The 12,398-nt window shown below is 68.2% G+C and carries 12 protein-coding genes; 11 read left to right on the plus strand and 1 reads right to left on the minus strand.

The features are described 5' to 3' along the window. The first annotated feature begins 138 nt into the window (after positions 1–138). Together C7R54_RS16385 and C7R54_RS16390 are read left to right on the plus strand one after the other, a co-directional pair. Positions 139–1,398: an alpha-hydroxy acid oxidase gene (locus C7R54_RS16385; RefSeq protein ID WP_129151493.1), complete on the plus strand. Its 1,260-nt coding sequence runs from the start codon at positions 139–141 to the stop codon at positions 1,396–1,398. A 177-nt stretch (positions 1,399–1,575) separates the two neighbouring features. Beyond that, positions 1,576–1,944, plus strand: coding sequence for a response regulator transcription factor (locus C7R54_RS16390; RefSeq protein WP_129151494.1), 369 nt, complete (start codon positions 1,576–1,578; stop codon positions 1,942–1,944). Positions 1,945–1,947: 3 nt separating this feature from the next. On the opposite strand, the gene C7R54_RS16395 is transcribed toward C7R54_RS16390, so the two are convergent. Continuing rightward, entirely contained in the window at positions 1,948–3,060 is a 1,113-nt protein-coding gene (locus C7R54_RS16395; RefSeq protein WP_240039567.1) for an MFS transporter, read from the minus strand. A 277-nt stretch (positions 3,061–3,337) separates the two neighbouring features. On the opposite strand from C7R54_RS16395, the gene C7R54_RS16400 reads away from it, so the two are divergent. The 9 genes from C7R54_RS16400 to C7R54_RS16440 all read left to right on the plus strand — a co-directional run bounded on the left by C7R54_RS16400 (position 3,338) and on the right by C7R54_RS16440 (position 12,337). Beyond that, the gene (locus tag C7R54_RS16400; RefSeq protein ID WP_129151496.1) at positions 3,338–4,267 is read left to right on the plus strand and encodes a LysR family transcriptional regulator; all 930 of its coding nucleotides are present in this window, start codon (positions 3,338–3,340) and stop codon (positions 4,265–4,267) included. 105 nt (positions 4,268–4,372) lie between these two features. Further along, the gene (locus C7R54_RS16405) at positions 4,373–5,323 is read left to right on the plus strand and encodes an NAD(P)H-dependent flavin oxidoreductase (protein ID WP_129151497.1); all 951 of its coding nucleotides are present in this window, start codon (positions 4,373–4,375) and stop codon (positions 5,321–5,323) included. A gap of 37 nt (positions 5,324–5,360) precedes the next feature. Next, positions 5,361–6,092, plus strand: a complete 732-nt coding sequence (locus C7R54_RS16410) for an enoyl-CoA hydratase/isomerase family protein (protein ID WP_129151498.1) — start codon at positions 5,361–5,363, stop codon at positions 6,090–6,092. Continuing rightward, complete coding sequence (locus tag C7R54_RS16415; protein ID WP_129151499.1) at positions 6,089–7,285, plus strand: CaiB/BaiF CoA transferase family protein; 1,197 nt, start codon at positions 6,089–6,091, stop codon at positions 7,283–7,285. Before C7R54_RS16410 ends, C7R54_RS16415 begins: the two co-directional genes overlap by 4 nt. Positions 7,286–7,334: 49 nt before the next feature. After that, entirely contained in the window at positions 7,335–8,306 is a 972-nt protein-coding gene (locus tag C7R54_RS16420; RefSeq protein ID WP_129151500.1) for a Bug family tripartite tricarboxylate transporter substrate binding protein, read from the plus strand. Positions 8,307–8,315: 9 nt separating this feature from the next. Continuing rightward, positions 8,316–9,092: an enoyl-CoA hydratase/isomerase family protein gene (locus C7R54_RS16425; protein ID WP_129151501.1), complete on the plus strand. Its 777-nt coding sequence runs from the start codon at positions 8,316–8,318 to the stop codon at positions 9,090–9,092. Further along, positions 9,079–10,740 (plus strand): AMP-binding protein, encoded by a 1,662-nt coding sequence (locus C7R54_RS16430; protein WP_129151502.1) that lies wholly within the window; start codon positions 9,079–9,081, stop codon positions 10,738–10,740. Before C7R54_RS16425 ends, C7R54_RS16430 begins: the two co-directional genes overlap by 14 nt. Further along, the gene (locus C7R54_RS16435; RefSeq protein ID WP_129151503.1) at positions 10,737–11,744 is read left to right on the plus strand and encodes a hydroxymethylglutaryl-CoA lyase; all 1,008 of its coding nucleotides are present in this window, start codon (positions 10,737–10,739) and stop codon (positions 11,742–11,744) included. The genes C7R54_RS16430 and C7R54_RS16435 overlap by 4 nt, the downstream gene beginning before the upstream one ends. Positions 11,745–11,782: 38 nt before the next feature. Continuing rightward, on the plus strand, positions 11,783–12,337 hold the full coding sequence (locus C7R54_RS16440; RefSeq protein WP_129151504.1) for a MarR family winged helix-turn-helix transcriptional regulator: 555 nt from the start codon (positions 11,783–11,785) through the stop codon (positions 12,335–12,337). The last annotated feature ends 61 nt before the right edge of the window (positions 12,338–12,398 follow it).

Genomic DNA, 12,398 nt, shown 5'->3' on the forward strand with positions numbered 1-12,398 from the left:
AAGCGAATAGACAGGTTTTAAATTATTCACTTTTTTCGTCTAATAGGTTGGGGCTACGCTGTTGCCCGCGGTCCGGCCGCGCAGTCCGGCGCGCCGCCACCCGCGTCATCGTCCTTTCCATCCGATTACTTCCTGGCCATGTCCTCGTCCTCGCCTACGTCCCCGCCCGCCCGCGCCGCCTATGCGCCGCTGACATCCCTGCCGCGCCGCCTGCGTCCCTTGCTGTGCCTGGACGACTTCGAAGCGGCCGCCCGCGGCCATCTGCCGCGTCCGCTATTCGGCTATATCGTCGGCGCGGCGGAAACCAACCGTTCCTATCGCGATAATCGCCTGCAGTACGACGATTACCGTTTCCGCCCCCAGGTCATGGTGGATGTCAGCGGACGCGACACCGGGGTGCGCCTTTTCGGCCAGGACTACCGGTCTCCCTTCGGCATCGCGCCGGTGGGGATCAGCGCGATTTCCGCCTATCGCGGCGACATCGTGCTGGCGCAGGCCGCGCAGGCGGCCGGCGTTCCCGCCATCATGAGCGGCACGTCGCTGATCCGCATGGAAGAAGTGCGCGAGGCGGCGCCGGGAACCTGGTTCCAGGCCTATCTGCCCGGCGATACTTCCCGCATCGAGGGCCTGGTCGCGCGCGTCGCCGCCGCCGGTTTCGAGACCCTGGTGCTGACCGTGGACCTGCCCGTGTGGGCGAACCGGGAGAACAATGTCCGCACCGGCTTCTCCATGCCCTTGCGGCCCAGCCTGCGCCTGGCCTGGGATGGCATGATCCGGCCGCGCTGGCTGCTGGGCACGTTCGCGCGCACCCTGCTGCGCCACGGCATGCCGCATTTCGAGAACTCCTTCGCGACCCGCGGCGCGCCCATGTTGTCCCTGAGCGCCTTGCGCGACACGACCGGCCGCGAGCATCTGAACTGGTCCCACGTACGCGCCATCCGCAAGCAATGGCGGGGCAACCTGGTGATCAAGGGCCTGCTGCACGAGGGCGATGCCTTGAAGGCGCTCGACTGCGGCGCGGACGGCATCATCGTGTCCAACCACGGCGGCCGGCAGCTCGACGGCGCCGTGGCGCCGTTGCGCGCCTTGCCGCGCATCGTCGACGCGGTCGGCGGACGCATGACGGTGATGATGGACGGCGGCGTGCGCCGGGGCGGCGACGTGCTCAAGGCCCTGGCGCTGGGCGCCGCCTGCGTGTTCGCGGGCCGGCCCTTCATGTACGCGGCGGCGGTGGGCGGCCGCGCGGGCGTGGACCATGCCCTGACCCTGCTGCACGAGGAAGTGTCGCGCAACCTGGCGATGCTGGGTTTGAACAGCATCTCGGCGCTGGGGCCGGATTGCCTGTTCCGGCAATGGCCGGTGGCGTGCGACGACGCGGGCACGGCGGGCGAGGGCTGACCTTGCCCAGGTCCTGATGCGCCCGCGACGCCACGGCGGGACGTCAGGGCCGGCCGAAGCCCGGGAACGTTACTTGCTACCATCGCGCCTCGCGCCTCGTCCCCGGGGCGCCCTGAATGGCCGCGCAGCGCGGCCAGGTTCGGATACGGCGGTCGCGCGTGGCGCGATGGAGTAAATATGGCAAAGATCATGGTGGTCGATGACGAGGCCACCCTCGCAAGCGTGGTGCGGGATGCCCTGGGTAATGCAGGGCATCGCGTCTATATGGAAACGGATGGACTGACGGCGCTGTCGCGCATGATCGAACTGAAGCCCGACCTGGTCGTCTCCGACGTCATGATGCCGGGCATGGGCGGCGCGTCCCTGCTGGTCGCGATGCGGGACAACGCCTATCTGCATGATGTGCCCTGCATCGTGATGAGCGGCTTGTCGGAGGACGTCGTGTCGGACGCCTGCGGCGCCCACTATTCGGCCTTCCTGGCCAAGCCTTTCGATCTCCGCGACCTGGTGGCCGCCGTGGACCGGGTCCTGGACGGCGCTGCCTGAGACCTACGGCGGCGTAAAGCCGTGGCGTCGTGCCCGCAGCAGCGTGGCCAGCGTCGCGGCCAGCAAGGCCAGCAGGATGGGGGTGAACGCGTCCGTGCCGAACCGATCGACCAGCACGCCGCCGATCAGGCCTCCGCCGGCAATGGCCAGGTTCCACGTGGTGACGAGCATCGATTGCGCGATGTCGGCGGCCGCCCCCGCGGTCTTGGCCAATGCCGCCTGGAACAACGATGCCGCGCCGCCGAAGGACAGCCCCCAGATGGCGGTGGCCAGGTAGATGGCCGTGGGGTGGCCGCCCGCCAGGCCTAGCCAGAGCGCGGCCGCGCCGAACAGTATCGTGGCAAGCAGGGACAGGACGCGCAGATGGCGATCGATCAGGACGCCGGTGACCCAGATGCCCGCGAGCGAAGCGATGCCGAAATCCAGCAGCACCAGGTCCGTGCGCCGCGCCATGCCCGCCGCGGCGAGATAGGGCGCGATATAGGTGTAGAGGATGTTGTGGGCCAGTACGTAGGTCAACACCACGAAGAGCACGGGCCGGATGCCCGGCAGGGTGAAGACCCGCGCCAGCGGCCGCCGCTCGCCGCGCGCCTGGCCGGGGAAGTCGGGCACGCGCGCCCGCACCAGCGCCATCAAGGCCAGGGCCAGCAGGCTCATTGCGCCGAAGCATGCGCGCCATCCCAGCCAGCTACCCAGCCAGGTGCCCGCGGGCACGCCGAGGGACAAGGCCAGGGGCGTGCCCACCATGGCGATGGCGATGGCGCGGCCTTGCAGGTGGCCGGGCACCATGCGGGCGGCATAGCCTGCCAGCAGGGCCCACAACAGTCCCGCGGAGACACCCGCGACGAACCGGGCGGCAAGGATCCATGCATAGCTCTCCGATAGCGTCGTGACGGTGTTGGCGAGCACGAAGCCGCCGATGGCGGCCAGCAGCAGGAGACGCCGGCGCCAGCCTTGCGTGAGGGCGGTCAGCGGGATGGCCGTGAGCAGCGACCCCAGCGCATAGACCGTCACCAGCTGGCCCACCAGCGCTTCCGAGACGCCGAGGCCTACGCCCATCTGCGGCAGCAGTCCCGCGGGCAGCGCTTCGGTCAGGATGGTGATAAAGGCCGCCATGGCGAGCGCCAGCAAGGCGGGCCAGGGCAACGCGTTGTCGGCGTGGGGCGGCGTGGCGGTCGCGCGGGTGTCGGCGACGGTAGTGGTGGTGGCGAGACGGACCGTGGAAGCGCGCAGTGCGCATTCCCCGTTCGGCTGGGGCAGGGAGGTCAAGGTGGCATCCTTCGTTTCATAAACCATGCCGGCAGCTTAGGAAGTCCCGTATTAAAGAAAAAGCGGGGTACAGTTCCGATTTCTACGGACGTTTTTGTCCGTAATTGGGGCAGGGGTGGACGGGATGGACAGCCTGAACGGTTTCATGGTGTTCGTGCAGGTCGCCGAGACGCGCAGTTTCGTGGCCGCGGGGCGGCTGCTGGGCGTATCGGCGTCGGCCGTGGGCAAGAGCGTGGCGCGGCTGGAAGACAGGCTGGGCGTGCGCCTGTTTCATCGCAGCACCCGCAGCATTACCTTGACCGCCGAAGGCTCGCTGTTCCTGGAGCGCAGCCGCCGCATTCTTTCCGAGATCGAGGCGGCGGAACTGGAACTGTCGCAGGCCACCGGCGCGCCAAGGGGACGCCTGCGCGTGAGCCTGCCGCTGGTCAGCGCGCTTGTGCTGCCGGTGCTGGGCGAGTTCATGCAGGCCTATCCGGAGATCGAGCTGGACCTGGATTTCTCCGATCGGCTGGTCGATGTCATCGAGGAAGGGTTCGACGCTGTCGTCCGGACCGGGGCGCCGGTGGATTCGCGTCTGTCCGCGCGCCGGCTGGGGACGTTCACGCGCCTGCTGGTGGCGTCGCCTGAATACCTGCAACGGCGGGGCACGCCGCGCCGGGCGGCCGATCTGCTGGAACACGCCTGCCTGCATTATCGCTATTCGACCAGCGGCAAGCTGGAGCCCTGGCCGCTGCGCCGCGCGGCCGGCGAGCCCGAACTGGCCCTGCCGGTCTCGATGATCTGCAACAACATCGAGACGCGGCTGTGCTTCGCGCTGCAAGGGCGCGGGATCGCCTGCCTGCCTGATTTTTCGGTGCACGCATTGCTGGATGCCGGGCACCTGCGCACGGTGCTCGATGACGAAGTCGAATGGACCGGCGAATTCAACGTCCTGTGGCCAGCCAGCAAGCATCCCTCGCCCAAGGTCAGGGCCCTGGTCGATTTCCTGTGCGCACGCGTGTTTCCCTACAAGCGCGACCAGTCCTGCATGCTGGCGCAAGTCGCCGGGGTGTAGATCGCCGGGGCGGGGCCGATTTTCACGCTGTCCACAGATAGTTGATTTCATCCACTAGATAGTTTAATTTATCAACTATCTAACAAGGATAGGCAGCCACCGGCCATGCGCACGCGTATCACCACCATGCTCGGCATCGACCATCCCATCGTGCAGGCCGGGATGAGCTGGGCTTCATCCAGCGCGGCCCTGCCGGCCGCGGTGTCGAACGCGGGCGGGCTGGGCGTGCTCGCGGCGGGACCGCTGCGACCGGACGATTTCGAACATGTCCTGGGCCAGCTGGCGACCGCGACCGGCAGGCCATACGCAGTGAACATCCCGCTATACCGCCCCGGCGCGGCCGACATCCTGGACGCCATGCATGCGCGCCGGGTTCCCGTGGTGATCGCCTCGCAGGGCAGTCCGAAAGCGCACCTGGCGCGCTTTCGCGGAATCGGTGCGATCTGGATACAGGTCGTCGCCACGCTGGAGCACGCCTGCAAGGCGGCCGACGCGGGCGTCGATGCCCTGGTGGTGGTGGGCGCCGAGGCGGGCGGCCATCCGCCGGCCAGCGAGGTCACGACCCTGGTGACGGTGCGGCGCGTCTTGCAGGAGGTGTCCGTTCCCGTCATCGCCGGCGGCGGGGTGGCCGATGGCTGGGGCATCGCCGCCTTGCTGGCGCTGGGCGCGGACGCCGTGCAGCTGGGCACCCGCTTCCTGCTGACCGAGGAAGCCACCGTCCATGCCAACTACAAGGCCGCCGTCCTGGCCGCGGACGTCCAGGACACCGCCCTGGTGGGACGCCGCGACCTGCCCATACGCGGCCTGCGCAATGCCTTTGCCCGTGCGGTCTTCGATGCCGAACGGGACCAGTTGCCGCAAGAGGACTACGTGGCCCTGTTCAAGAAAAGCACGCTCAAGCAGGCCGCGCTGGACGGCGACGTCGAGTGGGGCAAGGTTGAACTGGGCCAGTCCGCCGGACTGGTCTCGCGCATAGAGCCGGCCGCCGCCGTCATGGCGCGGCTGGTGAGCGAACTGGCGCAAGTGACCGACCGGCTGCGGGCGATGGCCGGCTGACACTCCAAGACCCCTCCGACGGATGGACGAAACCAAGATGGAACACCTGCTGATTGAAGACCGCGACGCTGTCCGCATCCTGACGCTGAACCGGCCCGAAAAGCACAATGCGCTGAATACGCGCCTGACGCAGGAATTGCTCGACGGCCTGCGCGAGGCGGACCACGCCGCGGACATCAACGCCGTGGTCCTGACCGGCGCCGGCAAGTCCTTTTGCGCGGGCGCCGACACGACGGAGTTTTCCGCCCTGACGCCGCAGGATCCGCAGGCAGTGAGCGCCCGCGCGGACCTGACGACCCGCCTGCACCTGGTCTTCTCCCAAATGAACAAGCCGGTGGTGTCGGCGGTCCGGGGCAACGCGCTGGGCGGTGGCGCCGGCCTGGCCATCGCCTGCGACCTGTGCGTGATGTCGGAGACCGTGCGCTACGGCTATCCGGAACTCAAGCACGGGATCGTCGCCGCCGTGGTGATGGCCAACCTGGTGCGCCAGGTGGGCCGCAAGCAGGCTTTCGAGCTGGTCGCCCTGGCCGAGCCCCTGGATGGCCACGCCGCCAAGGCATGGGGCCTGTGCAATCGTGTCGTGCCGGACGAGCAGGTGTTGGACGCCGCCCTGGAACTGGCGCGCAAGGTGGCGCAATGGAGCCCGATCGCCATGGCGACGACCAAGCGCGCCTTCCATCGCGCCGCCGACCTGGGCCTGGCGCAAGCCCTGGAGGTGGGGCGCGACGCCAACGTCATGATGCGCGGCTTTCGCAAGGACAAGGCATGAGACCGCTGGAAGGCATCACCATCCTGGACCTGTCGCGGGTGCTGGCCTGCCCCTTCGCCTCCATGATCCTGGCGGAACTGGGCGCCGAGGTGGTCAAGGTCGAGCAGCCCGGGACGGGCGATGAGACGCGCGATTTCGAACCGGTGGTGAAGGGCGACGCGGGCGATGTCTCCGCCTACTACATGGCCTTCAACCGCGGCAAGCGGTCGATCACGGTGAACCTGCGCGCGGCCGACGGCCAGGATATCGTGCGCCGCCTGGCGGCCCAGGCCGATGTGCTGCTGGAGAATTTCCCCGTCGGCACGATGAAGAAATACGGCCTGGACTACGCGACGCTATCCGGCCTGAACGAAAAACTGGTCCACGTCAGCTGCACCGGTTTCGGCATGACCGGCCCCTACGCCAGGCGCAAGGGTTACGACACGGTGTTCCAGGCCATGTGCGGCATCATGAGCCTGACCGGCGAGCGGGGCGGCGGCCCGGTCAAGCCCGGCCTTCCGGTCGCGGACCTGAGTTCCGGCTTGTGGGTCTGCATCGCCATCCTGTCCGCCCTCGCCGGCCGCGACAAGACCGGCCGCGGGTGCCACGTGGATTTCTCGATGTTCGACGGACAGGTGGGCCTGTTGTCGCTCGCCGCGGCCCGCTGGTTCGCCCTGGGCGAGGTGCCCGAACGCCTGGGCACCGAGCATCCCGGCCGCATCCCGTCGGCCGCCTTCCTGTGCGCGGACGGCAAGTGGGTGCAGATTACCGGCAGCGACCAGCACTGGACGCCCTTGTGCAACCTGCTGGGGCTGGAAGCCTGGGGCGCCGACCCGACCCTGGCCCGCAATGCCGACCGCCTGCCGCGCCGCGAGGAGATCATGGCCGGCCTGCAGCGGGCGATAGGGCGCCTGGACAGGGACGAGCTATGCCGCCGCTGCGATGCCGCGGGCGTGCCCGCCGGTCCCATCCTCCAGGTCGACGAGGTGCTGGCCAACGAGCACGTTGCGGCGCGGGGCATGGTGGTGGATTTCGAGCACCCGCTGGTCGGCGGCTTCAAGGGCTTGCGCGTGCCGCTGCGGTTCGACGGCATGGACGATCCGCGGGTGGGTCGTCCGCCGCTGCTGGGCGAGCACACCGAAGAAGTCCTGCGGGAAAAGCTGGGCCTGGACACGACGGAGATCACGCGCCTGCGTGAGGTGGGGGCGGTGTAGCACACGAGCTCGCAATACCGCGGGCCGATCACGCCAAAGGAGACTATCGATGAACAGCTTGCGTCGCAGTGGGCTGGCGTTGGCGCTATGCATGATATTGCCGCGCGCCATGGCCGCCGATGCCTATCCTTCCCATCCTCTCGTGCTGGTCAACCCCTACGCGGTGGGCGGTCCCGCGGACCTGCTGGGGCGCGCGCTGGCGAAAGAACTGGGCGAGATCCTGGGGCAATCGGTCATCGTCGAGAACAAGCCCGGCGGCGGCGCCAGCATAGGCGCTGCCTATGTGGCCAAGGCCGCGCCGGACGGCTACACCCTGCTGCTGGGGACCGCCGCCGCGCACACGGTGACGCCCGCGGCGACCAAAGTGCCCTACAAGGGCATCGACGATTTCGCTTTCGTCGGCATGGTGGCGAATGTACCGAATATCCTGACCGTCCATCCGTCGCTCCCCGCGCAGGATCTGAAGGCCTTCATCGCCCTGGCCAGGTCGGAGCCTGGCAAGCTCAACTACGCATCGGCGGGCATGGGCAGCTCGCCCCATATCGCGGCCGAGATGTTCAAGTACTACGCCAGGATAGACCTGGTCCATGTGCCCTACAAGGGAGCGGCGCCGGCCGCGAACGACCTGGTGGCGGGCACCGTGCCGGTGGGATTGCTCAATATTTCCGCCGTGCTGCCCTTCATCAAGTCCGGCAGGTTGCGGGCGCTGGCGTACGCGAACAAGGAGCGGTCGCCGGACCTGCCCCACGTCCCCACGTTCGCCGAGTCCGGCCTGCCCGACATGGTGTCGGGGTCCTGGTACAGCCTGGCCGTGCCGGCCGGCACGCCGGCGGCGGTCGTGGACAAACTGGCGCAGGCGTTGAAGAGGACTCAGGAGCAGCCCGAATTCAAGAAGATACTGGCGGCGCAGAATGCCATCGCGATGCCGCAGCAGAAGCAGCAGGCCACCGAATACATACGCACGGACGGCGAGAGGCTCGCCGAGCTGGTGAAGGCCACCGGCATGAAACTACAGGATTGAGGAACGGGAATGAGTACGTTACCGGTATACGAAACGCTGGAGCTCGAACTGGCGGGCGGGATCGCCACGCTATGGTTGAATCGCCCGGACAGCCGCAATGCGCTGAACCTGCGCATGTGCCATGAGCTGACCGCGGCCTGCGAGGCGCTGGACGCCAACGACGCCGTGCGGGTAGTCGTCCTGCGGGCGCGCGGCGTGGCGTTCTGCGCGGGGGCGGACCTGAAGGAGCGCCAGGGCATGAGCGCGGCCGACATGGTGGCCCGCCGGGTGGACGGTTTTACCGCCTATGCCGCGCTGGAGGCCTTGTCCAAGCCCCTGGTCGCCGCGGTGCACGGCGCGGCCTTCGGGTCCGGCTGTGAAATCGCCGGGGCGTGCGACTTCGTTCTCGCGACGACGCAGGCGGCGTTCAAGTATCCGGAAGTCGGTTGGGGCACCGTCGGCGCGACGCAGCGCCTGCCGCGCATCGTCGGCCGCCGCATGGCGAAGGAGCTGTTGTTCACCGGCCGGACCATCGATGCGCAAGAGGCGCTGCAATTGGGATTGGTCAACCATGTGTACGAACCCGAGGCCTTCGATGCCGCCGTGGCCGGCATGGTCGAACGCATTGCCGCCGCCAACCCGCTTACCGTCCAGTTGACCAAGCAGAGCATCGACGATGGGCTGGACACCACGCGCGAAGGCGCTATGGCGATAGAGCTGCTTGCCATCCAGCGCAATCTCAGGCACAGCGATTGGCGGCAGGCGATAGCGGGCTTTGGCAAGGAGAAGCGCGATGCGGCTTCTTGACGACGGGGGCGTTCCCGTTCCGGTGACCCTGCCGCAAGTCCTGCGGGCGACGGCAGGGGAGCGGGCGGACCGGGAAGCCTATGTGGGGCCGGGTGAGCGCCTGACCTGGACCGCCTTGCGCGCGCAAAGCCGGCAAGTGGCGGCCGCCTTGCACAAGGCCGGCATCCGCAGGGGCGATCACGTCGGCGTGATGCTGGGCAATTCGGGGCTGTGGATCGCCGCATTCTTCGCGTGCGCGTCACTGGGCGCGGTCACCGTCCCGGTGAACACGCGCTTCAAGGCCGAGGAATTGCAGTTCTGCCTGAAGCAGGCCGACGTCAAGCTGCTGCTCTACGCCGACCGCTTTCTTGGCATCGACTTCACGGACCTGCTGCGCCAGGTCGAGCCGGCGATCGACCGGCGCCTCCCCGGTGACGCGCTGCCCCGCCTGGTCGCCGCCGTCATGGTGGGCGAGGGCCAGGCGCCGGGGGGAGCCTGGACCCTGGCGGACTTCCTGGCGGCGGGCACGGATGTTTCCGGCGAGGAGCTGGACCGGCTGGCCGGCGAGGTGACGCCCGACGATGTGCTGTTGATGCAATACACGTCCGGCACGACCTCCTTTCCCAAGGGCGTCATGCTTAGCCACTACAACATGCTGGGCGACGCGGCCTCGGTCGCGCGCCGCATGGGGGTGACGGCGGACGACCGCTATTTCAGCATCCGGCCTTTCTTCCATGTCGCGGGCAGCACCTTGTCGGTGCTGGTGAGCCTGGTCACGGGCTGCTGCCTGCTGAGCCTGCCCAAGTTCGATGTCGCGCAAACGCTGGCGGTCCTGGAGCAAGAGCGCTGCACGCTGACCTCGGGCAACGACACGATTTTCCTGATGATGATGGGGCACGCCGACTTCGATCCCGGCCGCCTGTCCCTGAAGGGCGGCTGGGCCGCGGCGGGCCCCGAGGTCATGCAGAAAATCCGCGACGTGATGCGGGTGCCTTACGTGTGCAACGCCTACGGACAGTCCGAGGCGTCGCCCAATGTGCTGGTGAGCGACCGCGAGGATGCGTTCGAGCTGCGCCGCGACGGCTACATGCTGCCCCATCCGGGCGTGGAGGTGCGGCTGGCGGACGCGGAGACCGGCGCCATCGTTCCGCCTGGCGCGGGCCGCGGGGAAATCCAGGTGCGCGGGTGGAACGTCATGCGGGGCTACTACAACCTGCCCGAAGCCAGCGCCCGCGCCTTCACCCCCGACGGCTGGCTGCGTACCGGCGACATGGGCGACCAGCGCGCGGACGGCCGCATGCGCATGGTCGGCCGGCTCAAGGACCTCTTCCGCGTCGGCGGGGAGAACGTCGCGCCCGCGGAAGTGGAGGAAGTCCTGCACGGTCATCCGGCGGTGCGGATGGCGCAGGTGGTCGGGGTGCCGGACGCCCGCCTGGGCGAGGTCGCGGGCGCCTTCGTCCTGTTGAAGCCCGGGCAGCAGAGCAGTTGCGAGGAACTGATCGCCTGGTGCAAGGCGCGCTGCGCCAACTTCAAGGTGCCGCGCTACATGGCGCTGGTCGACACGTTCGAGCATATCGGCATGACCGGCAGCAGCAAGGTGCAAAAGAACAAGCTGCGTGACTACGCGGTTGAACTCTGGAAAATCGAACGGGATACGGTAGCCAAATGAGCGACGTCCATCACACGAGCGCGGGATCGCCGCTGGAACAGGACGGCCGCAACGTCGTGCTGTGCGAGTGCTTCGCCCGCGACGGCTTGCAGCACGAGCCGGACTTCCTGCCCACCGCCACCAAGGCGGCGCTGGTGCAACGCTTTGCGGATATCGGGTTCGCCCGGGTGGAGGCGACTTCGTACAGCAACCCCAAGGTCGTGCCGCAATTCGCCGACGCCAGCGACCTGCTGCGCGCGCTGCCGCGCCGCGCGGGGGTCTACTACAAGGCGACGTGCGCCAATGGGCGCGCGGTCGAGCGCGCGGTGGCCGATGCAAGTGCGGGATTCGGCGCCAACGAGATCAGCCTGCTGGTGTCGGCCACGGAAACGCATTCGATGAAGAACCTGGCCCGCAGCCGTTCGGACCAGTGGGCCAATATCCGCCAGATGGCTGCCGTGGCGGATGGCCGGTTTCGCCTGGTCGGCACGATCTCCATGGCGTTCGGCTGTTCATTCGAAGGCCATGTCGACCCGGCGACCGTGATCGAGGACGTGGGCCGGATGCGCGATTGCGGGGTGCGCCATGTGACGCTCGGCGACACCACCGGCACCGCGACGCCGGTCACCACGCGCGCGCTCTTTCGCCGCATGATGGCCGAGTATCCCGACGTGGTGCCCATCGCCCACTTCCACGATACGCGCGGCACCGGCCTGGCGAACTATGTCGCGGCGCTGGAGTCGGGCGTGCGGCATTTCGACTGCGCCTTTGGCGGCGTCGGCGGCCACCCAGCCAAGGTCAAGTACGGCGGCGGCCATACCGGCAACGTATGCACGGAAGACCTGGTGGACCTGTTCGAGAACATGGGCATAAGCACCGGCATCGACATGGACCGGCTGCTGTCCACCGTGGAAGAGTGCGAAGGGGCGCTGGGCAGGCCCTTGCATGGGCGCGTCGCCCGTAGCGGCCTGAATCCCTTGCGCAATGCGGGCGCGGCCGCCGTTGCCGCTCCTCGCTCCGCGTGAGGGGGCGGCATGGCTTATCTCCAGGACAACTCCAGATCATGACCATAGCTCCCGCCAACGTAAGCAAAACGTCGTCGCCGGCCTCCTCCTCCGTCCGCGGGACGGCGGACGCGCGCCCGCGCAGTTTCAAGGAGTTGATCTCCTTTCGCCTGAACATGCTGGCGAGCACCTGGAGCCGCCTCGCCGCCGAAACCAATCAGCGCGAGTTCGGCGTGGATCCACGCGAGTGGCGCATCATCGGCATGTTGGGCGCTGATGCGCCGATGTCCCTGCAAGGCCTGGCGCGCGAGGTGAACCTGGACAAGAGCCAGGCCAGCCGCACGGTTTCGGACATGATCGAGCGTGGCCTGTTGCAACGGGGCGCGGACGAGAGCGACGGTCGCGGCGTGCGGCTGAGCCTGACCGCGCAGGGCAAGGCGCTCTACCGCAAGGTCTTTCCGCGCGCCGTCAAGCGGAACGAGCAACTGCTCGCGGTGCTCAGCGAGGAAGAGCGGGCGGTGCTGGATCGCGCGCTGGACGTGCTGACCGCGCATGCCCAGGAAACCCTGGCGGAGTCGCGCAAGACGGCGGCGCGCGGCGCGACAAAGGCCTGAGCGCAGCGAGTAAGGCGGCGGGCGGCCGTATTACTCGGCGACCCCCTTGTTCGTCAGCCTT

It is taken from the genome of Achromobacter aloeverae, from assembly GCF_004121055.1.
Taxonomy (GTDB): domain Bacteria; phylum Pseudomonadota; class Gammaproteobacteria; order Burkholderiales; family Burkholderiaceae_B; genus Bordetella_C; species Bordetella_C aloeverae.